General features: G+C 65.1%; 23 protein-coding genes. 14 read left to right on the plus strand and 9 right to left on the minus strand.

Annotated elements, in window-relative coordinates; translation table 11 throughout:
- From Hhyl2_RS15260 to Hhyl2_RS15270, 3 genes are read left to right on the plus strand one after another with little or no spacing between them, the layout of a single operon-like run.
- A complete protein-coding gene (locus Hhyl2_RS15260; protein ID WP_483551624.1) occupies positions 1-2910 on the plus strand; it encodes a DNA-directed RNA polymerase subunit A' in 2910 nt (969 codons plus the stop codon).
- 3 nt (positions 2911-2913) lie between these two features.
- Entirely contained in the window at positions 2914-4089 is a 1176-nt protein-coding gene (rpoA2, locus tag Hhyl2_RS15265; RefSeq protein WP_483551625.1) for a DNA-directed RNA polymerase subunit A'', read from the plus strand.
- On the plus strand, positions 4089-4514 hold the full coding sequence (locus Hhyl2_RS15270) for a NusA-like transcription termination signal-binding factor (protein WP_483551626.1): 426 nt from the start codon (positions 4089-4091) through the stop codon (positions 4512-4514). The genes rpoA2 and Hhyl2_RS15270 overlap by 1 nt, the downstream gene beginning before the upstream one ends.
- Positions 4515-4555: 41 nt before the next feature.
- On the opposite strand, the gene Hhyl2_RS15275 is transcribed toward Hhyl2_RS15270, so the two are convergent.
- A complete protein-coding gene (locus Hhyl2_RS15275; RefSeq protein WP_483551627.1) occupies positions 4556-6955 on the minus strand; it encodes a methyl-accepting chemotaxis protein in 2400 nt (799 codons plus the stop codon).
- A gap of 184 nt (positions 6956-7139) precedes the next feature.
- Here Hhyl2_RS15275 and Hhyl2_RS15280 point away from each other — a divergent pair, with 184 nt between their 5' ends.
- The 5 genes from Hhyl2_RS15280 to Hhyl2_RS15300 all read left to right on the plus strand — a co-directional run bounded on the left by Hhyl2_RS15280 (position 7140) and on the right by Hhyl2_RS15300 (position 10275).
- Positions 7140-7568, plus strand: coding sequence for a 30S ribosomal protein S12 (locus Hhyl2_RS15280; RefSeq protein ID WP_276223153.1), 429 nt, complete (start codon positions 7140-7142; stop codon positions 7566-7568).
- A 2-nt stretch (positions 7569-7570) separates the two neighbouring features.
- Positions 7571-8182, plus strand: a complete 612-nt coding sequence (locus Hhyl2_RS15285) for a 30S ribosomal protein S7 (RefSeq protein WP_483551628.1) — start codon at positions 7571-7573, stop codon at positions 8180-8182.
- Between the two features lie 100 nt (positions 8183-8282).
- Positions 8283-8867, plus strand: a complete 585-nt coding sequence (locus tag Hhyl2_RS15290; protein WP_483551629.1) for a biotin transporter BioY — start codon at positions 8283-8285, stop codon at positions 8865-8867.
- The gene (locus Hhyl2_RS15295) at positions 8864-9568 is read left to right on the plus strand and encodes an energy-coupling factor ABC transporter ATP-binding protein (RefSeq protein WP_483551630.1); all 705 of its coding nucleotides are present in this window, start codon (positions 8864-8866) and stop codon (positions 9566-9568) included. Before Hhyl2_RS15290 ends, Hhyl2_RS15295 begins: the two co-directional genes overlap by 4 nt.
- Positions 9562-10275, plus strand: a complete 714-nt coding sequence (locus Hhyl2_RS15300; RefSeq protein WP_483551631.1) for an energy-coupling factor transporter transmembrane component T family protein — start codon at positions 9562-9564, stop codon at positions 10273-10275. The genes Hhyl2_RS15295 and Hhyl2_RS15300 overlap by 7 nt, the downstream gene beginning before the upstream one ends.
- A gap of 31 nt (positions 10276-10306) precedes the next feature.
- Here the strand turns inward: Hhyl2_RS15300 and Hhyl2_RS15305 are convergent, their stop codons facing one another.
- Both Hhyl2_RS15305 and Hhyl2_RS15310 read right to left on the minus strand, forming a co-directional pair.
- Complete coding sequence (locus Hhyl2_RS15305) at positions 10307-11056, minus strand: DUF5781 family protein (protein ID WP_483551632.1); 750 nt, start codon at positions 11054-11056, stop codon at positions 10307-10309.
- Positions 11057-11162: 106 nt separating this feature from the next.
- The gene (locus Hhyl2_RS15310; protein ID WP_483551633.1) at positions 11163-12353 is read right to left on the minus strand and encodes a trans-sulfuration enzyme family protein; all 1191 of its coding nucleotides are present in this window, start codon (positions 12351-12353) and stop codon (positions 11163-11165) included.
- 204 nt (positions 12354-12557) lie between these two features.
- On the opposite strand from Hhyl2_RS15310, the gene Hhyl2_RS15315 reads away from it, so the two are divergent.
- On the plus strand, positions 12558-14744 hold the full coding sequence (locus Hhyl2_RS15315; RefSeq protein ID WP_483551634.1) for an elongation factor EF-2: 2187 nt from the start codon (positions 12558-12560) through the stop codon (positions 14742-14744).
- A gap of 37 nt (positions 14745-14781) precedes the next feature.
- Here the strand turns inward: Hhyl2_RS15315 and Hhyl2_RS15320 are convergent, their stop codons facing one another.
- A complete protein-coding gene (locus tag Hhyl2_RS15320; protein ID WP_483551635.1) occupies positions 14782-15249 on the minus strand; it encodes an IS630 family transposase in 468 nt (155 codons plus the stop codon).
- A gap of 34 nt (positions 15250-15283) precedes the next feature.
- Positions 15284-15850 (minus strand): IS630 family transposase, encoded by a 567-nt coding sequence (locus Hhyl2_RS15325; RefSeq protein ID WP_483551636.1) that lies wholly within the window; start codon positions 15848-15850, stop codon positions 15284-15286.
- 235 nt (positions 15851-16085) lie between these two features.
- Here Hhyl2_RS15325 and Hhyl2_RS15330 point away from each other — a divergent pair, with 235 nt between their 5' ends.
- The gene (locus tag Hhyl2_RS15330) at positions 16086-16316 is read left to right on the plus strand and encodes a hypothetical protein (RefSeq protein ID WP_483551637.1); all 231 of its coding nucleotides are present in this window, start codon (positions 16086-16088) and stop codon (positions 16314-16316) included.
- A gap of 54 nt (positions 16317-16370) precedes the next feature.
- Here Hhyl2_RS15330 and Hhyl2_RS15335 read toward each other — a convergent pair whose 3' ends face one another.
- The 3 genes from Hhyl2_RS15335 to Hhyl2_RS15345 are packed head-to-tail and all read right to left on the minus strand — an operon-like array spanning position 16371 to position 19150.
- Complete coding sequence (locus Hhyl2_RS15335; protein ID WP_483551638.1) at positions 16371-17048, minus strand: ABC transporter ATP-binding protein; 678 nt, start codon at positions 17046-17048, stop codon at positions 16371-16373.
- Positions 17041-18123, minus strand: a complete 1083-nt coding sequence (locus Hhyl2_RS15340; RefSeq protein WP_483551639.1) for an ABC transporter permease — start codon at positions 18121-18123, stop codon at positions 17041-17043. Before Hhyl2_RS15340 ends, Hhyl2_RS15335 begins: the two co-directional genes overlap by 8 nt.
- Positions 18124-18130: 7 nt before the next feature.
- Positions 18131-19150, minus strand: a complete 1020-nt coding sequence (locus Hhyl2_RS15345) for a hypothetical protein (protein ID WP_483551640.1) — start codon at positions 19148-19150, stop codon at positions 18131-18133.
- 189 nt (positions 19151-19339) lie between these two features.
- Between Hhyl2_RS15345 and Hhyl2_RS15350 the strand changes: the two genes are divergently transcribed.
- The 4 genes from Hhyl2_RS15350 (at position 19340) to Hhyl2_RS15365 (ending at position 22454) form a co-directional block, all read left to right on the plus strand.
- Positions 19340-19873: an amino acid-binding protein gene (locus Hhyl2_RS15350; RefSeq protein WP_483551641.1), complete on the plus strand. Its 534-nt coding sequence runs from the start codon at positions 19340-19342 to the stop codon at positions 19871-19873.
- Entirely contained in the window at positions 19870-20820 is a 951-nt protein-coding gene (locus tag Hhyl2_RS15355) for a homoserine dehydrogenase (RefSeq protein WP_483551642.1), read from the plus strand. Before Hhyl2_RS15350 ends, Hhyl2_RS15355 begins: the two co-directional genes overlap by 4 nt.
- Before the next feature lie 88 nt (positions 20821-20908).
- The gene (locus Hhyl2_RS15360; RefSeq protein WP_483548670.1) at positions 20909-21901 is read left to right on the plus strand and encodes a transposase; all 993 of its coding nucleotides are present in this window, start codon (positions 20909-20911) and stop codon (positions 21899-21901) included.
- Between the two features lie 157 nt (positions 21902-22058).
- The gene (locus tag Hhyl2_RS15365; RefSeq protein WP_483551644.1) at positions 22059-22454 is read left to right on the plus strand and encodes a DUF4870 domain-containing protein; all 396 of its coding nucleotides are present in this window, start codon (positions 22059-22061) and stop codon (positions 22452-22454) included.
- Positions 22455-22611: 157 nt separating this feature from the next.
- On the opposite strand, the gene Hhyl2_RS15370 is transcribed toward Hhyl2_RS15365, so the two are convergent.
- Complete coding sequence (locus tag Hhyl2_RS15370; RefSeq protein ID WP_483551645.1) at positions 22612-23484, minus strand: type IV pilin N-terminal domain-containing protein; 873 nt, start codon at positions 23482-23484, stop codon at positions 22612-22614.
- Between the last annotated feature and the right edge of the window lie 197 nt (positions 23485-23681).

Raw genomic sequence — 23681 nt, forward strand, 5'->3', positions numbered from 1 at the left:
ATGAGTTCACAGCAGACACCCAAGGAGATCGGGCAGATCAGCTTCGGGCTGATGGACCCCGAGGAGTACCGAGACATGTCGGCCACGAAGGTAATCACGGCCGACACCTACGACGACGACGGCTTCCCCATCGACATGGGGCTGATGGACCCACGGCTGGGCGTCATCGACCCCGGTCTGGAGTGCAAGACCTGCGGGAAACACAGCGGGTCGTGTAACGGCCACTTCGGCCACATCGAACTGGCCGCGCCGGTCATCCACGTCGGGTTCGCGAAGCTCATCCGCCGGCTCCTGCGTGGGACCTGTCGGGAGTGTTCGCGGCTCTGTCTCGACGAGGCAGAACGCGACGAGTTCGCCGACCAGCTCCAGCGCGCCCGTGACCTCGGACGCGACCTCAACGACGTCACCAAGGCGGCTATCCGCCAGGCTCGCAAGAAGGACCGCTGTCCGTTCTGTGGCGAGAAGCAGTACGACATCAAACACGAGAAGCCGACGACCTACTACGAGGTCCAGCAGGTCCTCGCGTCGGACTACCCCGAACGGCTCGCGGCCGCGATGGAGGAGGCCGATGACCCCATCGCGCCGACCGACCTCGCAGCGGAGACGGGTATCGACGGCGGTCGCGTCCAGCAGATCCTCAGCGGCGAGTTCCGTCCCCGGCAGGAGGACCGACGGGCGATGGAGAAGGCCCTGAACGTCGATCTGACCGAGGAGGACATGAACAAGCTGATGCCCAGCGACATCCGGGACTGGTTCGAGGACATCCCGGACGAGGACATCGAAGTGCTGGGGATGAACCCTGCCCGCTCCCGGCCGGAGTGGATGATCCTCACCGTCCTGCCGGTGCCGCCGGTGACGGCCCGGCCCTCGATCACGCTGGACAACGGCCAGCGCAGCGAGGACGACCTGACCCACAAACTGGTGGACATCATCCGCATCAATCAGCGGTTCATGGAGAACCGCGAGGCCGGTGCGCCGCAACTGATCATCGAGGACCTCTGGGAACTGCTGCAGTACCACGTCACCACCTTCATGGACAACGAGATCAGCGGGACGCCGCCGGCCCGGCACCGCTCCGGGCGACCGCTGAAGACCCTCTCCCAGCGCCTGAAGGGCAAGGAGGGGCGCTTCCGTGGCTCGCTGTCCGGGAAGCGTGTCAACTTCTCGGCCCGGACCGTCATCTCGCCGGACCCGACACTCTCGCTGAACGAGGTCGGCGTCCCCGAGCGCGTTGCTCGTGAGATGACCCAGACGATGAACGTCAACGAGCGGAACCTCGAAGACGCCCGTCGGTACGTCTCCAACGGGCCCGAGGGCCACCCCGGCGCGAACTACGTCCGCCGACAGGACGGTCGCCGGCTGAAGGTCACCGAGAAGAACTGCGAGGAACTCGCGGAGAAGGTCGAACCCGGCTGGGAAGTCTCCCGGCACCTGACCGACGGCGACATCATCATCTTCAACCGGCAGCCCTCGCTGCACCGGATGTCGATCATGGCCCACGAGGTCGTCGTGATGCCGTACAAGACGTTCCGGCTGAACACGACGGTCTGCCCGCCGTACAACGCCGACTTCGACGGCGACGAGATGAACATGCACGCTCTCCAGAACGAGGAGGCTCGCGCGGAGGCGCGCGTCCTCATGCGCGTGCAGGAACAGATGCTCTCGCCGCGCTTCGGCGAGAACATCATCGGCGCCATCCAGGACCACATCAGCGGGACCTACCTGCTGACCCACACCAACCCGCAGTTCAACGAGACGCAGGCGCTCGACCTGCTGCGGGCGACCCGGATCGACGAACTGCCGGACCCGGACGGCGTCGACGACGCCGGCGAGGCGTACTGGACCGGTCGGTCGCTGTTCTCGGAACTGCTGCCCGACGACCTCGAACTGGAGTTCACCTCCTCGGCGGGCGACACCGTCACGATCGAGGAGGGGCAGATGACCTCCGGGACGATCGACGAGGACGCCGTCGGCGCCTTCGGCGGCGAGGTCGTCGACACCATCGCCAAGGATTACTCCAAGACCCGCGCCCGTATCCTCGTCAACGAGGTCTCGGCGCTGGCGATGCGTTCGATCATGCACTTCGGGTTCTCGATCGGGATCGACGACGAGTCCATCCCGGCCGCGGCCGAGGAGCAGATCAACGACGCCATCGACAACGCCTACGACCGCGTCGAGGAACTCATCGAGACCTACGAGCGGGGCGACCTCGAATCGCTGCCGGGGCGGACCGTCGACGAGACCCTGGAGATGAAGATCATGCAGACGCTGGGCAAGGCCCGTGACTCCGCCGGTGACATCGCCGAGGACCACTTCGGCGACGACAACCCGGCGGTCGTGATGGCCGAGTCCGGCGCCCGTGGGTCGATGCTGAACCTGACCCAGATGGCCGGCTGTGTCGGCCAGCAGGCAGTCCGTGGCGAGCGGATCAACCGCGGCTACGAGAACCGCACCCTCTCGCACTTCCAGGAGGGCGACCTCTCGGCGGACGCCCACGGCTTCGTCGAGGCGTCCTACCGGTCGGGGCTCTCGCCCAAGGAGTTCTTCTTCCACGCGATGGGTGGCCGCGAGGGGCTGGTCGACACGGCAGTCCGGACCTCCAAGTCCGGCTACCTCCAGCGCCGGCTCATCAACGCCCTCTCCGAACTGGAGACCCAGTACGACGGGACCGTCCGGGACACCTCGGACACCATCGTCCAGTTCGAGTTCGGCGAGGACGGCACCTCGCCGGTCAACGTCTCGTCCAGCCAGGACGAGGCCGCCGTCGACGTCGAAGAGATCGCCGACAGCGTCCTCAACGAGGAGTTCGACACCGAAGAGGAGAAAGAGAGCTTCCTGGGACAGCGCACCGAACGCACCAACCTCTCGGAACACGCCGACGACTGGTGGATGGCCGAGGGGGACGACTGAACAATGGTATCCGAAGACATCGAGGCCGTCGTCGAGGACACCGACCTCCCACGACGGCTCAAAGACGAGGTGTACAGCACGGTCGAGGAGCGCGGCGTCGGCGTCGAGGACGCCGACCGGATCGCGAAGGCGGTCGAATCGAAGTACCAGAACACGCGTGTCGACCCACTGGACCCCGTCGGCACCGTCTCGGCCCAGTCCATCGGGGAACCCGGAACCCAGATGACTATGAACACTTTTCATTACGCCGGTGTCGCCGAGATCGACGTGACCCAGGGGCTCCCGCGGCTCATCGAACTGGTCGACGCACGGAAGACCCCGGACACCCCGATGATGACGGTCCACCTCGACGACGAGTACGCGACCGACCGCGAGCGGGCCCACGAGGTCGTCTGGAAGATCGAGGCCACCAAGATCCTCGCACTGGGTGACATCTCGACGAACGTCGCCGACATGCTCGTCGAGATCGACCTCAACGACGAGACGCTATTAGAGCGGTGGCCGACCGTCGACGACGTCGACGCCATCGCCGAGGAGATCGCCGGCACTATCGAGTCCAACCTCGGCGTCCAGGCTCGTCAGGTCGGGACCGTCATCGAGTTCGGGCCCGAGGAGCCCAGTTATCGGGATCTCCTGCAGCTGGTCGAGGAACTGCGTGACATCGTCTTCAAGGGCATCGAGGAGATCTCCCGTGTCGTCATCCGCAAGGAAGAGACCGACAACGGCGAGGAGTTCGTCCTCTACACCGAGGGATCGGACTTCGGCGAAGTGCTCGGTATCGAGGGGGTCGACGCCTCGCGGACGACCTGTAACAACATCCACGAGATCTACCGCGAACTCGGCGTCGAGGCCGCTCGCGAGACGCTGATCAACGAGACGATGAACACGCTCGAAGAGCAGGGGCTCGACGACGTAAACGTCCGACACCTGATGCTGGTCGCGGACATCATGACCAACGAGGGGACCATCGAATCCATCGGCCGACACGGTATCTCCGGCTCGAAGGATTCCGTGCTGGCCCGCGCAGCCTTCGAGGTGACGGTCAATCACCTGCTCGACGCCGCGATCCACGGCGAGATCGACGAACTCGACGGCGTCACCGAGAACGTCATCGTCGGCAAGCCGATCAAGCTGGGGACCGGTGACGTCGACCTCCGGATGGGTGCGAGTCAGGACTGATGCGCGTCGAGCTCTCGGACGACGCGCGACAGCTGGTCGCCCTCTTCGAGGACGAGGCAGCCGTCACCGTCCGGGATTGCGTGATCGACGAGGACCACGACCAGGTCGTCTATCTGGTCAAGCGGGGCGATATGGCCGACGCCATCGGCCCCGGTGGCCAGACGGTCGCGACCGTCGAGGAACGGCTCGGCCGGCCGGTGAAACTGGTCGAGGACGCCGACACGGCGGCGGACTTCGTCGCGAACGCCCTGGCGCCGGCAGCGGTGTACAACGTCACCATCTCGGAGAACAGTGACACCATCGCGTACGTCGAGGTCGCCCAGGAAGACCGGGGCGCCGCCATCGGGCGCGACGGCCGCAACATCGACGCCGCCCGGCAGCTCGCGAAACGTCACTACGATATCGACGGTATCGAACTGACCTGAGCGGCCGACTTTTTCACGTCGACGACCCCCCAGCGACAGCGTCAGTCGTCGTCGGCTGCCGCGTTCTCGGCTTCGGGATCGTAGACGTCGGTGCCGCTTTCGTGTTGCTGGCCGGTCTCGACGTCGAACTGCCCCAGCAGCGACCGGAGATTGGTGGCCTGGCCCGACAGCGACTCGATGCTGTTGCTGACCTCGTTGATGGTCGCGGTCTGTTCCTGGGCGGAGGCGGCGACGTTCTCGGCCTGGCTCGCGGTCTCCTCGCTGATCGAGCCGACCTCGTCGACCATCGAGACGGTCTGTTCGGTCGCGGTGGCCTGTTCGTCGGTCGCGTCGTTGATCGACTGCATGCCGTTGTTGACCTCCTCGACGCGGTCGACGATGGCCTCCAGAGACTCGATAGCGTCGTCGACGGTGTCGATCCCCTCGGAGACGCTGTCGCCCATCTCGCGGATGTCGGTCACCGCGTCGCCGGTCGAGGCCTGGACCTCGGTGATGACCTCCGAGATCTCCTCGGTAGCGTCGCCGGTCTCCTCGGCCAGTTGTTTGATCTCGTCGGCGACGACGGCGAACCCGCTGCCGGCCTCACCCGCACGTGCAGCCTCGATGGAGGCGTTCAGCGCCAGCATGTTCGTCTGGTCGGCGATGTCGTCGATGAGGTCGACGATCTCGCCGATGCGTGCCATCTCCTGGTCGAGGGCCTCGACGCGGTCGATTGTCGATTCCGCCCGGCGTTCGATGTCGTTCATGACCTCGACGGCGTCGGTTGCCCGGGTGCGGCCGGTCTCGCCGATATCGGCGGCTTCGCGGGAGGTGGCCGCGACCTCGTCGGCCTGGGAGGCGACCTCCTCGATGGTCGCAGAGAGGTTCGACATCTCGTCGGAGGCGCGCTGGATGTGCTCGTGTTGCTGGTCGGCGCCCGAGGCGATCTCCTGGACGGATTCGGCGACACCCTCGCTTGCGTCCCGGACCTCCGTCGCGCTGGCACTGATCTGTTCGGCCGACCCCTCGACGTCGGCGGCGAACTCCCGGATGTGGACGACCGTCTGGCCCAGCTGGGTGATCATCTCGTTGAACGCCGTCGCGATCTCGCGCATCGCATCGTTGTCGGTGTCGGCGTCCAGCCGCTGGGAGAGGTCGCCGTCGGCGGCTGCACGCATCACCGTCGAGAACTCCTCGGCCTGGCGCTCCAGCGAGTCGGCCAGCTCTTCGGCCTCGCGCTGGGCCTGTTCGGCGTCGGTCTTTGCCTGCTCGATGTCCTCGATGAACCCTTCGAGATCGACACGCATCGCGTCCAGTGACTCGCCGAGGCGGCCCGGCACCTCCCGATCCAGTGCGGGGTCGTCGAACTCCTGTTGGGCGAGGGCGTCGGCCTGGTCGGCGACGGTCTGGAGGTACGAGGCGATGTCGCCGAAGGCGTCCTCGACCTGCCCGATCTCGTCCATGCGGTCGCTGTCGGCGGTGTCGTCGTCGATCCGGCCCGCGGCGAGTGCGTCCGCCCGGTCCGTGACGGCGGCCAGCGAGCGGCGGATGTCACGGCCGACGAAGGCGCCGAAGGCCACGAACCCGATCAGGGCCAGGCCAAGCAGCGCGAAGATGTCGCGCTCGACCCGGTTCCGGACCGCGAATGCGTTCTCGGTGGGGACACGCTTGACGATGAGCCAGTCGGTCTCGTCGCTCGACGTGTAGGCGAACAGTTCGCCGTTACCCTGGACCGTGCCGTTGGTCCGGTTCCGACTCTCCTGGAACACCTCGCCCTCGGTGCCGTTGTTGTACCGCTTGAGGACCCGTGACTCGTTCTCTGCGATCTGGATCTCGCCGTTCTCGTCGAGGACGTGGGTCCGGCCCCCTTCGATAGAGGAGCGGAACTGTGAGCCGCGGGTGCTGATGTCGTAGGTGAACATCACCACCCGCGCGCGATCCGGTACCTTGCTGGCGAACGCGATGTGGTAGTCACCGTTCCACTTGTACACCTTCGAGCGAGCGACGTCGTTACGGCTGTCGAAGACGAGTGTCCCCCGTTCCCAGGCGATGGCCATCTCCGGGAGCGTCGTCCCGATCATCGACTCGTTGGTGCTCCGGTCGACCTCCTTGGTGATGAGGTTCACGAGGTGGATCTCGTCGACGGTGCGGTTGCGGCGTTCCTGCTCGTTCTTGATCGTCGCCTCGATGCGCGTGTCGGTCGCACCGCTGATGTAGAAGTGGTTCGAGAGGAGCCGGGTCGCTTCTCGCTGCTCGCTCACCCACTGGTCCAGCGACGTGGCCTCCTGCTCGGTCGTCGTCAACAGTTCGTCGTTACGCTGGGTCGTGAGTTCTTCCGCGATGGCTCCCTGAGCCACCAGCCCCGCGCTCAGGACGACGATCGCGATGACGCCGACGGCGAGTGCGAACTTCCGCAGATAGCTTTTCCGGACTGTTGCCGGGAGTAATGACGTTGCTTTCATTCCTGTACCGAGTTTCTTCCGGAGAGTTGCGTGACACCGATAGTAAATCCACCTCCCCGGTTATCAGGTGTGAATACGGAACCACAGTCCTGTCCAATTCGTGCGCTAGACCTCCACACACGTGCTGCTGAGACGGATACGAAAGAGGAGTCTTAAGTACCTCCGTTGGATACGGATTCGTACTATGACGAACGGCAAATACGCCGCCCGCAAACTCAAAAAGGACCGCCAGAAGCACCGGTGGTCCGACTCGGATTACGCGCGACGAGAGCGCGGGCTCGGCAAGAAGTCCGACCCGCTCGAGGGTGCCCCTCAGGGTCGTGGCATCGTCCTCGAGAAGGTCGGTATCGAAGCGAAACAGCCCAACTCCGCCATCCGGAAATGTGTGCGGGTCCAGCTGATCAAGAACGGCAAGCAGGTCACCGCGTTCTGTCCCGGTGACGGCGCTATCTCCTTCATCGACGAGCACGACGAGGTCACCATCGCCGGTATCGGTGGCGCGAAGGGTCGTGCCATGGGCGACCTCTCCGGTGTCAACTACAAGGTCGAGAAGGTCAACGGCGTCTCGCTCATCGAACTCGTCCGCGGCAACGCAGAGAAACCGGTCCGCTAATCATGAGTGCAGAAGATGCCCCCGAGCCGGACGCACCCGGCGCCGACGACGAGACAGCCCGCGCGAAACTATTCGACGAGTGGGAGGTCACCAACATCGAGTACTCCGACCCGTCGACCGAGCGCTACATCACCGTCACGCCGATCGCACACACGATGGGTCGCCACGCCGACAAGCAGTTCAAGAAGAGCGAGATCAGCATCGTCGAGCGGCTCGTCAACCGCCTGATGCAGACCGACGAGAACACGGGCAAGAAACAGCTCGCGACCTCTATCGTCCAGGACGCCTTCGAGATCGTCCACGAGCGCACCGAGGAGAACCCCGTCCAGGTGCTCGTCACCGCTGTCGAGAACAGCGCACCCCGTGAGGAGACCGTCCGCCTGAAGTACGGTGGCATCTCCGTCCCGAAGGCCGTCGACGTCGCGCCCCAGCGCCGCGTCGATCAGGCCCTGAAGTTCCTCGCCGAAGGTGTCTACGGGAGTTCGTTCAAGACGACGACCAGCGCCGAGGAGGCCCTGGCACAGCAGCTCATCGGTGCGGCCAACAACGACGTCCAGGCCTACGCCGTCAACCAGAAAGAAGAGAAAGAGCGCGTCGCCGCCGCCGCTCGGTAAACTCTCTCTACTCGTTCTGCCCGCGCCGCGGGCCCGTTTTCCGCTCGATACTGCCTGGTGAACCGTCGGCTATATCTTGGTTGACGAGCGAGCATTCACCATGTCACAGGAACACAGTTCGGTCGACCTCGTCGGCGACGAGACGGTCGGCTACTTCACGAAGGCGGTGCTCATCGCTGCGCTGACGGCGGCACTGTCGCAGATCTCGATTCCACTTCCGGGGACACTCCCACCGTTCTCACTCCAGCCGTTCGGGATGTTCTTCGCGGGGCTGTTGCTCGGGCCGCTGTGGGGTGGGCTCGCGTTCGTCCTGTACATCCTCGTCGGTATCGCCGGCGCGCCGGTGTTCTCGAACGGTAACGCCGGGCTGGGCTACGTCCTCGTCGGCCAGGGGACCGGCGGCTTCCTCGTGGGCTTTCTCGTCGGTGCGATCGTCTCCGGTGCCATCGTCCACCGCGGCGTCCGGCCCCGCGACCTCGGTGCGGTCGGCGTCCCGATCCAGGTCGCCGGCCTCTTCGCGGCCGTGGTCGTCGTCTACGCCATCGGCGTGCCGTGGCTATCGGCGGTCGCCGGTCTCCCGCTAGCGCGGGCCGGTGCGGTCATGCTGCCGTACGTCCCGCTCGACCTGGCGAAACTCGGGGTCGCGGTCGCCATCGTCGAGGGCGGATATCTCGCGACTCGATGATCGCCGTCGAGGACCTCGTCTTCCGGTACGGTGACGTCACCGTCCTCGACGGGCTCTCGCTGTCGATCCCTGCTGGGGAGTTCTGCCTGCTCGTCGGCCCCAACGGCTGCGGGAAGACGACTCTCGTGCGACAGTTCAACGGGCTGTTGACGCCTGACTCCGGCCGCGTCACCGTCGACGGGACCGACGTGGCCGACGACCCGGTCGCCGCTCGCACGAGCGTCGGGATGGTGTTCCAGCAGCCCGGCGACCAGTTCGTCGCCGCCACCGTCGGCGCCGACGTCGCCTTCGGACCGGAGAACCTCGGACTCGACCGTGCAGAGATCGACCGACGCGTCGTGTCGGCCCTCGACACCGTCGGCCTCGGGGATCGTCGAGAGGCCCGCATCGACGCGCTCTCGGGCGGGGAACAGGCCCGGGTCGCGGTCGCGGGCGCGCTGGCGATGGCCCCCGAGTACCTCGTTCTCGACGAACCGCTCTCGGGATTGGACTGGCCGGCCCGGCGCTCGCTGCTCGCTCATCTGGACGACCTCCACGACGCGGGCACCGCCGTCGTCGTCGTCTCCCACGACCTCCGTGACCTCCACGGACGCGCGGATCGCGTAGTCGGCCTCCGGGACGGCCGGGTCGCGCTCGACGACACGCCGGCGGCCGCACTGGACGACCTCGACGCGCTGGGCGTCCGTGACCCGCGATGCTGAGCTATCGTCCCGGATCGACGCTCGCCCACCGGCTCGACCCCCGGTCGAAACTGCTCGTCCAGTTCGGACTGGCGCTGGCTGCGACAGCCTACCCCTCTGTTCCAGGGGTGCTCGCGACGACGGCCGTCGGCCTGCTCGCGCTGGCGGTCGCCCGCTGTTCGCCGTTTGCGGTCCTGCGATCCTATCGGGTCGTCCTGGCGACGCTGGCACTGGCACCGGTCGTGGCGGGGCTGGCACTGGGCCCACCCTGGTTTCGGGTCGACCCGGCGCTTCGCTCTGTCCGATTCGTCGCCCGGGTGGTCCCGGTGTTGTTCGTGAGCGCGGCGTACCTGACGACGACGCCAGTCCGGGAGACGCGGGCGGCTGTCCAGCGCCTCGTCCCCGGGAAGGCGGGCCAGTTACTCGGCGTCGGGATGGCGCTGGTCCTTCGACTGTTCCCGCTCGTCCTGGCCGACGTCCGGGAGGTCCGGGACGCCATCCACGCCCGCGGCGGCCAGCGGCGGTCGGTACCAGCACGGGCGCGGCTGCTCGTGGTTCGCTCGCTCGACCGGACGTTCGCCCGGTCGGACCGGCTGGCGGTCGCGTTACGGGCCCGCTGTTTCGCCTGGAACCCGACGCTCCCCTCACTGTCGTTCGAGCGGCGGGACTATCCCGTCGCGGCCGTCGGATTGGCGCTGGCGCTGTCGCCGCTCGCGCTCCTGTTGTGACGCTCCCGGGACGGGGCGCCGTCGGCTCCGTTCAGTCCGCGGCCTGCCCGCTCTCGCCGCTGGCGTAGGCACGGGTCACGTCGACCAGTGCCTTCCGGAACTCGGAGGTGTCGGGGTCCCGCGACAGCGAGGCGAAGTGGCGTTTGAACTCCGCGAGGCTGACTCCCTCGGCGTCCTCGGCGGCCGCGTGCGCGAGGTCGTACAACCGATGGTCGTCGTCGACGAGGTCGTGACGCTCACAGAGTGCCAGCGCGAACGCCGCGTTGACCGCCGTGATGTCAGGGTCCGAGGCGGGCGTCAACCGCTCCCAGGCCGGTGGATCGGCGGGCCGGTCCGCGACGGCAGCGGCGAGACTCGCCTCCAGGAAGGGGACGAGTTTGTCGCCGGGCGCCATCGCCATCCAGACGTCGTCGGCGTAGACGTCCCGCATGTGGTTGGCGATCTGATAGCAGTGGGTGAGCTTCCGTCGTTCGACCGAACGGCCCGCCAGCGCGAGGTAGATGGCTTCCTCGGTCGATTGCGTGTGTGAGGGGTGGCCCCGTTCGTGGTGGTGCATGTGTGCGAACTCGTGGAGGGCGAGTTCGCGGGCCATCGCGCTCGTCGCGGCCTGTCTGGAGATGGTCAACAGGTGGCCGTCCTCGCTGTGGCTCACCCGCGTCCGTTCGTCGGGGTCCTCGCGGACCCGAACTGTCACTGGCCGTTCGAGGTCGTACTCCGTCGAGAAGAGGTCGTGTGCACCGAGAAACGGTTCGGCCGGCCCGCCCTGTACGTGTATGTCCATGTGTGTTGTTCACAGGGGACGAGATACTATTAATCCACGGCCGTTCCACACTCGAACGACGGGAAGAAACCGGTGTTCCAGTCCGTTCACCGTGACTCGGGGGATCTCACCGCATCGTGTCGAACCCACGTTCGAAGTCCGCGCGGATATCCTCGAAGGCCTCGATACCGACCGAGACACGGACGAGTGTGTCGGTGATTCCGATCTCTGCACGTGCGGCCGGCGAGAGCGGTTCGTGGGTCATCGCCGCGGGGAGTTCGACGAGGCTCTCGACGCCGCCGAGACTCACGGCGAGTGTCACCGTCTCCAGTGCCTCCAGGAACGCCTTCGCGTCGGCCATCTCGCCGGCGAGTTCGAACGAGAGGACGCCGCCAAAGCCCTGCATCTGCTCGCGGGCCAGGTCGTGCTGGGGGTGGCTCGCCAGTCCGGGATAGTGGACGGCCGTCACCTGCTCGTGGTCCTGAAGGTACTCCGCGAGCGCCAGCGCGTTGTCCTCGTGGCGCTGCATCCGGACCCCCAGCGTCTTCATCCCGCGGGAGACGAGGTAGCTGTCGAACGGTGCCAGCATGTTCCCGAGTGCGACCTGCTGGCGGAACTCGACGGCCTCGGCCACCACTGGATCGTCGGTCACCAGCGCGCCGCCGATGGAGTCGCTGTGGCCGTTGATGTACTTGGTCGTGCTGTGGACGACCATGTCCGCCCCCAGCGCCAGCGGTTGCTGGAAGTACGGGCTGGCGAACGTGTTGTCGACTCCGAAGGTCGCGCCGTTGCGGGCTGCGATCTCGGCGATGGCTCCGATGTCACAGAGTTTGAGCAACGGGTTCGTCGGGCTCTCCATCCAGACCAGGGCGGTCTCGGCGCCGACGGCGTCGGCGACCGCGTCGGTGTCGGTGGCGTCGACGAACTCGATGTCGACGCCGAGTTGCCGGGCGAACAGTTCCTCGAACATCCGCCGTGTGCCCGCGTAGAGGTCGTCGAACGCGACGACGTGGTCGCCGGGTTCGACCAGCGACAGCACCGCCGTCGCGATGGCGGCGGTCCCCGAAGCGAACGCGAAGGCCCGCTCGCCGTCCTCCAGGGCGGCCAGTTCCTGTTCGAGGCCGTGTCGTGTGGGATTGGACAGCCTGGAGTAGAGGAACTCTCCCTCGCTGGGATCGACGTCCTCCAGGCGCATCTCTGTGTCCAGTCCGGCCAGTTCGAACGTCGAGGAGAGGTGGATCGGGTGCGTGACGTCCCCGGCCGCCGAGTCCCCGTCGTGGGCGACCGCGATCGTGTCGAGGTGCTGTCGCCGTCTCATAGGCGATAGAGGGTCGAGAACGGCTAATGCCTTTGGAACCGTTACTAATTGGGGCGGAATAAATTATAACCTGTGGGCATACAGCCACCATCGGATGGTGGCTGGGAATGAGTACCGTTGGCACGCGTACCGGCCGTATTCCGACGCGTCCGGTCGTGGCGAAACACTATCCTTTTGACCCTCCTGTTGATACCCTTCTGTATAATGGGCCGACGCAAGAAAATCGTTCAGGAATGTGAGACACTGATGGACGATCCGGAGCACATCCGGAACATCGCCATCGCAGCTCACGTCGACCACGGGAAGACGACGCTTACCGACAACCTGCTGGCCGGTGCCGGCATGATCTCCGACGAGACCGCGGGCCAGCAGCTCGCGATGGACACCGAGGAGGACGAGCAGGAACGCGGTATCACGATCGACGCGGCCAACGTCTCGATGACTCACGAGTACGAGGACCAGAACCACCTCATCAACCTCATCGACACCCCCGGCCACGTCGACTTCGGTGGCGACGTGACCCGTGCGATGCGTGCCGTCGACGGCGCGCTCGTGGTCGTCGACGCCGTCGAGGGCGCCATGCCCCAGACCGAGACGGTGCTGCGCCAGGCACTGCGCGAGGGCGTCAAGCCGACCCTGTTCATCAACAAGGTCGACCGCCTCATCTCCGAGCTCCAGGAGGGGCCCGAGGAGATGCAGGAGCGTCTCCTGGCTGTCATCCGCGACGTCAACGACCTCATCCGCGGGATGACCGAGGAGATGGACGACATCGAGGACTGGACCGTCTCCGTCGAGGAGGGCACCGTCGGCTTCGGGTCCGCGCTCTACAAGTGGGGCGTCTCGATGCCGTCGATGCAGCGCACCGGCATGGACTTCGGCGAGATCATGGAGCTCGAACGCAACGACAAGCGCCAGGAGCTCCACGAGCGCACGCCGCTGTCGGACGTCGTGCTCGACATGGTCTGTGAGCACTTCCCGAACCCCATCGACGCCCAGCCCCGTCGTATCCCGCGTATCTGGCGTGGCGACGCCGAATCGGAACTCGCAGAGGGCATGCGGCTGGTCGACGAGGACGGCGAAGTCGTCCTGATGGTCACCGACATCGGTGTCGACCCCCACGCCGGCGAGATCGCCGCCGGGCGTGTCTTCTCCGGTACGCTGGAGAAGGGCCAGGAGCTGTACGTCTCCGGGACCGCCGGCAAGAACCGAATCCAGAGCGTCGGTATCTACATGGGTGGCGAGCGCGAGGAGGTCGAACACGTTCCCGCCGGGAACATCGCCGCCGTCACCGGTCTCAAGGACGCTATCGCCGGCTCTACCGTTTCGAGCGTCGAGATGACTCCCTTCGAGTCCATCGAGCACATCTCGGAGCCGGTCATCACGAAGTCCGTCGAGGCACAGAACATGGACGACCTGCCCAAACTCATCGAGACGCTCCAGCAGGTCGCCAAAGAGGACCCGACTATCCAGGTCGAGATCAACGAGGACACCGGCGAACACCTCATCTCCGGCCAGGGTGAGCTCCACCTGGAGGTCATCGGCCAGCGGATCGAGCGCAACCAGGGCATCCCGATCAACACCGGGGAGCCGATCGTCGTCTACCGCGAGGCGCCCCAGTCCGCGAGCCGCGAGGTCGAGGGTCGCTCGCCGAACAACCACAACCGGTTCTACATCACCATCGAACCGCTCGGCGAGGACATCGTCGAGACCATCAAGCTCGGCGAAGCGTCGATGGACATGCCCGAACTGGAGCGCCGTGAAGCGCTGCAGGAGGCCGGCATGGACAAGGACACGTCCCAGAACGTCGAGCACATCCACGGGACGAACGTCCTCATCGACGACACGAAGGGTATCCAGCACCTCAACGAGACGATGGAACTGGTCATCGAGGGGCTCGAAGAGGCCCTCGACGACGGTCCCCTCGCCGCGGAACCGGTCCAGGGGTCGCTCATCCGTCTCCACGACGCCCGCCTCCACGAGGACGCCATCCACCGCGGTCCGGCACAGGTCATCCCGGCAGTCCGCGAGGCGGTCCACAACGCGCTGATCGACGCCGACATCAAGCTCCTGGAGCCGATCCAGCAGGTCCGCATCGACGTGCCCAACGACCACATGGGCGCCGCCAGCGGTGAGATCCAGGGTCGCCGTGGCCGCGTCGACGACATGTACCAGGAGGGTGACCTCATGGTCGTCGAAGGTGTCGCGCCGGTCGACGAGATGATCGGCTTCTCCAGTGACATCCGCTCGGCCACCGAGGGTCGTGCCTCCTGGAACACCGAGAACGCCGGCTTCCAGGTCATGGCCGACAACCTCCAGCCCGAGAAGATCACCGAGATCCGCGAGCGCAAGGGCATGAAGACCGAGCTGCCCGAAGCGATCGACTACTTCTAGGCCCCCACTTTTTCCGTCGAGGGGGTCGCACGAGTGATCACTGTAACCTCTGAATATTGTTGGGAAGAAACGTCTCGATCCAGTCAACAGCGAAGCTAAGCTTGTGACTCAGCCGAAGGAACGTCTCGGTGACGAACTCTCTGAAGTGGTCTTTCCCCTCGAAGATGGTTGGTGAAATCTCGCGCTTGAGGTCTTTCCACAGCGGTTCGATCGCGTTCAGCGTCGGTGAGTACGGCGGGATGAAGACGAACTCGATGCCGAGTTCGTCGGCCCGTTTCTGCGTGAGCTTCGCGTGGTGCGAGCCGTAGTTATCGGCCACGAGCAGAATCCGACCCCGCGGATTCTGCTCGCGGATCTCTTCAAGCGCCTCAACGATCGTTTCCTTGATTAACCGCTCTTTGTACGTGATCACGCTCCGGCCAGTCAACGCATAGAAGCCAATCGACCGCCACGGCACCGTTACTAACGGTTTCTCTATCTGGACGGTGCGGTCGTACGACCACATCCGCTGAGAGTTCTCGAACGGCTGTGGCCACGCCTCATCGAAAAAATCCCAGCACGACAGGGTCTTCGTCCTCCTTTTCGTCTTTGTCTGTGTCCTCGCCGAGCGCCTCGGACAGGCGCTCGGCGAGAATCGCCTCTGCATCGTCGGGACTGCGGGGGTCCATCGGCCGTGGTTTGGCGTAGTGCATGCCCGAGGCCCGCAGTTTTCGGGCGAGATGGGTCGGGTGGTAGGTAACGCCGTAGCGGTGTTCGATGAGTGCGTGAATCTCGCGTGGCGTCCACGGTTGGCCCTGTTCAAGGACTGCGCAGAACTCGTCCCACTGTGCCGGGGTGAGCTTCGGCGGCCGACCGCCGCCGAAGCGTGGGCGTAGCCCCTCGATCCCGTTATGATTCCACGCGCGTGCCCAGCGACTACTCGTCGGCTGAGAGACGCCGACAGCTGCTCCAGCCTGCTGTTGGGTCTTGCCTTCATAGAGGTTCTTCACGAAGCAGAGTCGCCGGACGAGATGCGTCTCGTCCGCCTTCTGGGCGTCATCGATCGCTTGGTCCAGCTCCGCGTTCGACAAGTGCTCAACGACTTCAAACCGACGTGATCCGTCCATCACAGAGAATACGCTATCTGAGTATTCATCCGTTGCGCTGATCACTCCGGCGACCCCCTCGCGCAAAAACTTGGGGAAAAAGGCCGGAATCGGCGCGTCGCGCCGATTCCGGGGAAACCGCGCCTTCGGCGCGGTATGCTCGCCGTTCCGCAGTCTGACACGTCCGGTATGCTAACCTACTCACCTCTCTCCCGTTTCCCATACGTTTAGGCCCCTCTCGGGCCAAGGCCTCGGTATGAGCCGACTCTATCAGATCGTGGACCTGCTGATCGCGGCGCTGATCGCCGGCACCTCGACGTTCATCTGGCAGTCCGTCCTCGGACCGGCGGTCGCGCTGTGGCTCTCGACGCTGTTCGCGGCGATCTACTACTTCTCGCGGAACCCCTGGGGCTCGCCGCGTGGCGAGCAGTTCAACGAGTGGATCGACGAGATCTACGACGAGTTCCTGCCCTATCGTAACAATTGAAACGATTTACACACCGATCGCACTATCGTCGTGCGATCGGGTGTGCACTGATTTTCAATGGCTACTATAGTCGTCGACGACGGCGAGGTACTGTTCGTGTGGCCCGGTCTCCGATTCGACCGGGCCGTCGTACCGCACTTCGCCGCGGTCGAAGACGGTCAGGCGGTCGACGAGTCCCTCGAAGGCCGCGACGTGGTGGGTCACCACGAGGGCGGTCCGGTCGTCGGTGCAGTACTCCGCGAGGAAGCCACGCAGACGGCGCTTCGAGACGTCGTCGAGGTCGTTCAGCGGTTCGTCCAGCACCGCGTAGGTCGGCCGTTTGAGGAATCCAAGCGCCAGGTCGAGTTTCTGCTGCCACCCCCCAGAGAGGGTCCCGGCGAGCTGGTGGGACACCCGGTCCAGGCCCAGCAGGTCGACCAGCTGCTCGCGCCAGGCCGGACTCGGACAGCCAGACAGGCGGCCGAAGACGTCGAGGTTCTCCGCGACGGTCAGACCGGGGTAGAACGTCGGCGTCTGGAAGCTACAGCCGACCGTGGCTGCCGGCACATCGACGGTGCCGCTGGTCGGTCGAGTCAACCCCAGCAGGAGGTCCAGCAGCGTCGTCTTCCCGCTGCCGTTCGGGCCGACGAGACAGTGACACTCGCCCGGCCGGACCGTCAGGTCGACCGACTCCAGGGCGACGACGTCGCCGTAGCGCTTCGTGACGTCGGTAAACCGGATCGGCTCAGGCATGGTACCCCCCGCGGTCGTAGTAGACGACGGTGCCGGCCAGGAACGCGAGCGCCAGGACCGTGACGCCACACAGCGCCAGCAGGTAGTCGCCGTACAGCCCGACGGACTGCCCCTTCAGTGAGACGCCACGCTGGACCACCATCGAGTAGTGCAGCGGACTCGCCTTCGCGAGTTCGCGTCGTAGCGGCGAGAAGAAGCCCGCCGGATACACCAGGTTCGAGAACGCCAGCCCAGCGAACAACAGCGCGACGTTGGTCATCCGGCCGACGGTCCGGAACCGCGTGAGGAACATCACGCCCAGGCTCAGTGCCGTACAGTAGACGAACGTCAGCAGGGTCACGACTACCGCACCCGGCGCGAGCAGCGACACCGAGAAGTCGAGATAGGCCGCGACACCCTGGAAGGCGAGCAGCGGGACCAGCAACAGCGGTGTCAACACCAGGAACTTCCCGGCGAGCAGTTCCCAGAGTGACGATTCCACCCGGATCCTGCGGAACACCTGCTGCTCGTCGGCGACCACGTACGGGACGTACGCGAAGGCGAAGAGCAGCGTCACGAGCATCGCGCCGACGCTGACCAGATACTCCGAGAGGGTCCGATCCTCGCCCGTGGCGATGCGCTCGACGCCGACGTCGGCCGGGAAGACGCTACTGGCCCGTCCTCGGAAGATGCTCGCGATGGCCAGCGAGGGCTGTTCGTAGGGGACCATCTCCTCTTCGACGTACATCTCGACGGTCACCTCCTGGTCCCGCTCTAAGATTCCCTGTGGCACGACGAAGACGGCGTACACCTCCTCACGGGTCAGTGCCCGCATCGCGTCGTCGCGCTCGTCGGCCGCGTAGCTGTGTGGCCGGGCGAACACGGTGGTCACGCCGCGCATCGCCGTCATCTCGTCGTCGGTGACGTCGTCGTCGGCGGGGACGAGCGCGACTGGCGTGTCCCGTGGAATCACCTGCTGGAAGGCGACGGTCCCGACGGCGACGAGCGAGGGGAGCACGACGAGTACGAGGACGACCGTCGCGACGTTGCGACGAAGCCACCGTGCTTCCTTGTACAGCAGCGAGCGAAGCGCCATCCGGCGCCTAGGCTTCGTAGAGGTAGCGCAGCACTGCCTGGAGCGTGTCGACCGAGTCCTCGTAGGTGACCGTCACGGTCGTGCCGTCCTGGCCAACCTCGATGTTCCGGAGTGCCTCCTTGACGGTCTCGTTCTGGGTGTACCCCGTCGCGAGGGAGATGGCGCCGTCGGTGACGTCTTTGACGTCCGTGGCACCACTGTCACTGGCCGAGAGCAACTGCATCTCCATGCCGGCGGAATTCGAGGACGTGTAGTAGACCCCCGTCATGATCTCGACCTCGCGGTAGGCGCCGGTCTCGACCGGCCCGTTGCTGTTCTCGGGGATCCGGTCCTGCGGGATGGTCGTCGCGAAGGTGACCAGTCCGTCTCGGGTCCCATCGTAGGCCGAGCGGAGTTCGCCGCCGAACGTGTCGGCGTCGCCGGTCGTGACGTCGATGGTATCCTTGACGGCGGCCTCGCTCCCGAAGACGAACTGGCCGTCACCGAGGACCGCGAACCAGTCGCCGCTGCCGAACTCGGGCTCTTCGGCCGGCCTGTAGACCGTCTTCCCGTTGTAGGTCGTCTCCTCGTACTCGGTCGTGGAGTCGTTCTGGAAGGAACTGACGGCAGCGTCGGTCTCCCAGTCGGCATGGAGAACGAGTGCGGCGTACTCGGTCGTCTGGAAGGTCGCGGACTCGTTGCGCTTCTGGAAGAAGACCAGCTCCTCGGCCTTCTGTGGGTCCAGCCCCGTCTCCGCCTGGAAGTCGGACTTGGCTTCGCTGACGTTCTCCGGCTGGCTCGGGGCCGTCGCCGGGGCGCTCTCGGCGCCTGCCTCGGCGAGAGCCTGGGTCGTCGCGTCGTCGGCGATGGCCATGTCGACGTGTGTGACGCTGTCGACGCCGGCCGGGACCTGGTCGATGGCCGGAGGCGTCCCGCTGCCGCCACCGAGGCCGAGACCGAACCCACCGCCACTACAGCCGGCCAGGGTGAGCATCCCGGCCAGCGACACGATCACGAGTAGTTTCCGAACCTGCATTCCGTGAACCATAGCTAACTACCTGTTAGTTTACAGGGGGTGACAAAGGTGTGTTGGTTCCTCCAAGTACACGCTCGGAAAATTCCCACCGATGTCGGTGGTTCGACCCGATCGGCTCGTCCGAAACGGCGGGATTCTTATAGTCACCCCCTCTGAGTCACCCACAATGAGCGGAGAAACTCCACAGGAGGTGAGCGGGCGATGAGCGACTCGACCGACGAGGTTCGGTCCTACACAGTTCGGCTCGAACTGGTCGACGAGCCGGGCGAACTGTTGCGGGCGCTCGAACCCATCGCCGACAACGGCGGTAACCTCCTCTCTATCTTCCACGAGCGGGGCAACGTCACGCCCCGTGGGCACATCCCCGTGGAGGTCGACATGGAGGCGACCCCCGAACGGTTCGACGGGATCGTCGACGCCTTGCGCGAGGCGGGCATCAACGTGATCCAGGCCGGCGCCGAGCGCTACAGCGAGACGCTGACGGTCGTCCTCACGGGCCATCTCATCAACACGGATCTCTCGGATACACTCTCTCGCATCCAGGATAGCACGGACGCGACGGTGACAGACCTCTCGCTGTCGGCACCGGAGGGCACCGAGGACGCCTCCAGTGCCCGTATCCGGCTGGCGACCGAGCAGAACGCTGCCGAGTCGGTGATGGGGACGATCCGCGCTATCGCCGAGGAGAAGGATCTGCGTGTCATCGAGCCGCTGGCTGCGGGTGGTGAACTATGAGGCTGGCCGTCATGGGCGCCGGTGCGGTCGGTGGGTCTGTCGTCGAACTCGCGGCCGACTACGGACACACCGTCACCGCCTTCGCGGACTCCCGGAGCGCCGCGGTCGACGGAGATGGACTGGACACCGAGGCGGTGCTCGACCGGAAAGAGACAGAGGGCATCGTCGGCGAGGCGGATCCCGAGGCCGCTCTCGAAGCACCCTACGACGTCCTCGTCGAGGCGACGCCGACGACGCTCGATGACGCCGAGCCTGGCTTCAGCCACCTTCGGGCCGCGCTCGAACGGGACCGCCACGTCGTCCTCGCGAACAAGGGGCCGGTCGCCGAGCGGTACGCCGACGTTCGCGACCTCGAACGAGCGAGCGAGGGCTCGGTCCTGTTCGAAGCCACCGTCGGCGGTGCGATGCCGGTCCTCTCGACCATCGACGACTTCGACCCCGAACACATCACGGCCGTGCGCGGCGTCCTCAACGGCACCGCGAACTTCATCCTCTCGCGGATGGCCGCCGAGGGGCTGGGCTACGAACACGTCCTGGCGGAGGCACAGGACCTGGGTGTGGCCGAGGCCGATCCCACATTCGACGTCGACGGGACCGACGCAGCCCTGAAAGGCGTCATCGTCGCCAACGTGCTGGCCGACGACGGCAAGGAGTACACCCTCGACGACGCCGAGGTCGAGGGGATCCAGGATATCGCGGGCAGCGCGCTCGAACTCGCACAGGAGGAGGGCCGGACCATCCGCCTCATCGCCGAGGTCGCCGAGGGTGAGGTCCGGGTCGGTCCGCGACTCGTCCCGGAGAACGCGCCGTTGGCGCCCTCGGGAACGCGAAACATCGTCCAACTGGAGACCGAACACGCCGGCCGATTGAACATCTCGGGCCGCGGTGCCGGTGGCCCCGAGACAGCAAGCGCCGTCCTCGCGGACGTCGGCCGGCTCGGTCAGTAGCCGTCCACGATACCGTCTACTTTTACTGGTTTCCGAGGGTGTCATAGAACGAGTAGCACACCAAAGAGCAGGGTGAACGCTGAGGTGGATGAGTTCAGCGACCCTGCAAGATGATCCTTCGGTAGAGTCGTTCTTCAATGTCGCGGAAACCGAGACGCTAGCGTTGTTTGAGCATCTCTCCTTTGAGTTTCTCGAAGAGTTCGACGTGTTCGCCCCGGCGCAGACGGGGCGAACACGAGATCACGAACCACCAGAGCTGATGCGTGGCTTCCTCCATTGCTACTACCACGACATCTACGGCATTCGTCCCGTTGAGCGAGAGCTTCGGAACACGGTCGTTTGGCTGAGCTGTGGGTTCGATCGACCGCCGTCGAGAGACGCGGTCGATCGCTTTCTCACCGACCTCGAACACGTCGTCGACGAGGTCTTCGACCGACTCGTCGAGCAGGCCGCCCGGCGCGGCCTGCTCGATGTGACCTACTGTATCGATTCAACTGACGTGAGAGCGATGCCCGCCGATCAAGACGCGTCGAAGTGCTACGATCCAACCGACGACGAGTACTACTACGGCTACGGTTGCACGATCGTCTCGACCGGGCAAAAGATCCCGATTGCAGCCGAGTTCACAGAGAGTAAGCAAGCACCAGAGGAGACGGCGATGCGCGTCACACGTGACGCGCTCGCCGTCGCCAAGCCGATCTGGATGGTCGGTGACAGCGCCTACGACACGCTCGACTGGCACGACCACCTGCTGGCCGCAGGGGTCGTGCCAGTCGCCCCGTACAACGCACGAAACACTGACGACCCGAAAGACATCGAGTACAGGGTCGAAGACCGCATCGAACAACACAGCGAGGACGTTCAGCTGAAGCAGTCCACGTTGGATGAGACGTACAACCGCCGTACTGGAGTCGAACGAACCAACGAATCAGTGAAGGACTGCGGCCTCGGGCGAACGCACGCCCGAGGCCGCGTCCATGCACGAGCACAGGTCTTCCTCGCTCTGTGCCTTCGCCTCGTTGTCGCAATCACCAACTACGAACGCGGAGACAATCCGGGAAGCACGATCATCACGGTGTGACAAGAGTTCTATGACACCCTCGGTTTCCTGTTAGCGCGCCGGCACTGTTAGTCGATTCCACGGTTGACCTTACACCTGTTGAGAGTCGCTGAAACGTCTTTTAACGCTACATTTCTGAAAGGAAATCATTATATGCAATGCCGGATATCCCGGATATATGGCGACGCAATCAGATACGGTGGTGACTGGTGCGGGGGCCGACGACGCAGTGTTCGGGCTCTCGGCGAACATCGCGGCGGCGATCGGTTACATCCTCCCGATCGTCGCACTCATCTTCCTCTTCGTCGAGGAGAACGGCAACGAGTTCCTGCGATTCAACGCGGCTCAGGCCGTCGCCTTCGGCTTCGGACTGTTCATCCTCCGGTTCGCGGTGAGCATCACGCTCGGCCTCATGCCCGCTGTGATCGCGGCGATGGCCGGTCTCCTGATGATGCTGTTCAACCTGGCCATGTTCGGTGCCTGGCTCTTCCTGGCCTTCAAGGCCTACTCGGAGGAGACCGTCGAACTACCGGTCTTCGCCGACATCGCCCGCTCCATCGAAGAGGCGATCTAGAGCGGTTCCACAGACAACCGACACCGTTGGTGGTGGTGCCCTCCAGGGAGACCTGGGATGGGATTCTTTCGAACAGATCGAACGGCTAGCAGCAGCACTGCCCGTTGCCCGCTCTGGGTACTGGTCGTACCGTTTCTCGGCAGCGTCCGGGCCGTATCTATGGCGACGTTCCGTCCGGCGTATCGGTGTACGGTTCCTCCGTATCGACGACGCCGTCGGGCCCGTAGACCCGGATCGTGATGTTGTGTTGAACACGTGTTCGTTTGTCGGCCGAGCCCGGCGGGCCCGTGTAGGTGACCGAGCCCGCCGGGGCCGACGTACTTGTCAGGGTCTCGCTGGTCCCTCCCTGCGGCGTCACTGTCACTTCGACGCGGTCGAAGCGGTTGTCCGGGTCGGTTATCTGGTACGAGACCGTGTATCTGGCTGTCCTGTCCGACGCTTTTCCGGCCGTATCGCTGTTGTCGGTCACCGAGGAACTCTGTAACGACGGTTCCGTCGGCGTCGGTGCCGGAGTACCGGTCGGTGTTGGTGTCGCGGTCGGCGTCGAGCCAGGTGTCGGTGTCGCAGTCCAGGTGGGGGTAGCCGTCGGTGTCGGGCTGGGTGCGGGTGTCGCGGTCGGTGTCGGTGTGCCGACGGTCTCGACTGTCTTCGTCGCTTCGCCGATGACCGTGTTACTCGCGTCGTGGACCACGATGACGGTGATCGTCCCCGTATACGGATTCGCGAGCGTGAAGCGATCCCCCGGTTCGAACTGCCCGCTGATGGGGGCCTGTTGGCGGGATTCGCCCGTCTCGTTCCGAACGACGACCGCCACCTCACTGGCGTTCAGCGTGTCTCCGCCGTTGTGTTCGACGGTGATCTGTGCATTCGTGACCGTGATCTGGGTATCGACGGTGACCGTCTCGGCGTCGATATTTGCGTTGCTCAGTACCGTATACCCCACGACGCCGAAAGCGGCTACGACGATTGCAGCCAGCAGCAACACGGCGAGACTTTCCGATTGTCCCCGCCGCTCCTCTCTCCCACCCATGTATGAATGCGTACCACATACTGAGCAGCCAAGTCTCATAAACTCATCTGCCGACCGAATAGTTTGATTCATGCGCGTGCCCGCGGCAATCAACAGTTCCTCCACCGTGGCACTGTCAGCGGCCACGGCGACGGTACCAGCAACTGATGCCGTCTGTTGTTCGATATGGTCACCATGTCACGTCATGGCGAACCGCA

The sequence above is a fragment of the Haloarcula sp. H-hyl2 genome, from assembly GCF_056934385.1.

Coding starts and splice junctions, on each gene's coding strand:
- Hhyl2_RS15260 (WP_483551624.1), top strand. CDS start 1: ATGAGTTCACAGCAGACACCCAAGGAGATCGGGCAGATCAGCTTCGGG.
- rpoA2 (WP_483551625.1), top strand. CDS start 2,914: ATGGTATCCGAAGACATCGAGGCCGTCGTCGAGGACACCGACCTCCCA.
- Hhyl2_RS15270 (WP_483551626.1), top strand. CDS start 4,089: ATGCGCGTCGAGCTCTCGGACGACGCGCGACAGCTGGTCGCCCTCTTC.
- Hhyl2_RS15275 (WP_483551627.1), bottom strand. CDS start 6,955: ATGAAAGCAACGTCATTACTCCCGGCAACAGTCCGGAAAAGCTATCTG.
- Hhyl2_RS15280 (WP_276223153.1), top strand. CDS start 7,140: ATGACGAACGGCAAATACGCCGCCCGCAAACTCAAAAAGGACCGCCAG.
- Hhyl2_RS15285 (WP_483551628.1), top strand. CDS start 7,571: ATGAGTGCAGAAGATGCCCCCGAGCCGGACGCACCCGGCGCCGACGAC.
- Hhyl2_RS15290 (WP_483551629.1), top strand. CDS start 8,283: ATGTCACAGGAACACAGTTCGGTCGACCTCGTCGGCGACGAGACGGTC.
- Hhyl2_RS15295 (WP_483551630.1), top strand. CDS start 8,864: ATGATCGCCGTCGAGGACCTCGTCTTCCGGTACGGTGACGTCACCGTC.
- Hhyl2_RS15300 (WP_483551631.1), top strand. CDS start 9,562: ATGCTGAGCTATCGTCCCGGATCGACGCTCGCCCACCGGCTCGACCCC.
- Hhyl2_RS15305 (WP_483551632.1), bottom strand. CDS start 11,056: ATGGACATACACGTACAGGGCGGGCCGGCCGAACCGTTTCTCGGTGCA.
- Hhyl2_RS15310 (WP_483551633.1), bottom strand. CDS start 12,353: ATGAGACGGCGACAGCACCTCGACACGATCGCGGTCGCCCACGACGGG.
- Hhyl2_RS15315 (WP_483551634.1), top strand. CDS start 12,558: ATGGGCCGACGCAAGAAAATCGTTCAGGAATGTGAGACACTGATGGAC.
- Hhyl2_RS15320 (WP_483551635.1), bottom strand. CDS start 15,249: ATGTGGTCGTACGACCGCACCGTCCAGATAGAGAAACCGTTAGTAACG.
- Hhyl2_RS15325 (WP_483551636.1), bottom strand. CDS start 15,850: ATGGACGGATCACGTCGGTTTGAAGTCGTTGAGCACTTGTCGAACGCG.
- Hhyl2_RS15330 (WP_483551637.1), top strand. CDS start 16,086: ATGAGCCGACTCTATCAGATCGTGGACCTGCTGATCGCGGCGCTGATC.
- Hhyl2_RS15335 (WP_483551638.1), bottom strand. CDS start 17,048: ATGCCTGAGCCGATCCGGTTTACCGACGTCACGAAGCGCTACGGCGAC.
- Hhyl2_RS15340 (WP_483551639.1), bottom strand. CDS start 18,123: ATGGCGCTTCGCTCGCTGCTGTACAAGGAAGCACGGTGGCTTCGTCGC.
- Hhyl2_RS15345 (WP_483551640.1), bottom strand. CDS start 19,150: ATGGTTCACGGAATGCAGGTTCGGAAACTACTCGTGATCGTGTCGCTG.
- Hhyl2_RS15350 (WP_483551641.1), top strand. CDS start 19,340: ATGAGCGACTCGACCGACGAGGTTCGGTCCTACACAGTTCGGCTCGAA.
- Hhyl2_RS15355 (WP_483551642.1), top strand. CDS start 19,870: ATGAGGCTGGCCGTCATGGGCGCCGGTGCGGTCGGTGGGTCTGTCGTC.
- Hhyl2_RS15360 (WP_483548670.1), top strand. CDS start 20,909: ATGAGTTCAGCGACCCTGCAAGATGATCCTTCGGTAGAGTCGTTCTTC.
- Hhyl2_RS15365 (WP_483551644.1), top strand. CDS start 22,059: ATGGCGACGCAATCAGATACGGTGGTGACTGGTGCGGGGGCCGACGAC.
- Hhyl2_RS15370 (WP_483551645.1), bottom strand. CDS start 23,484: ATGGGTGGGAGAGAGGAGCGGCGGGGACAATCGGAAAGTCTCGCCGTG.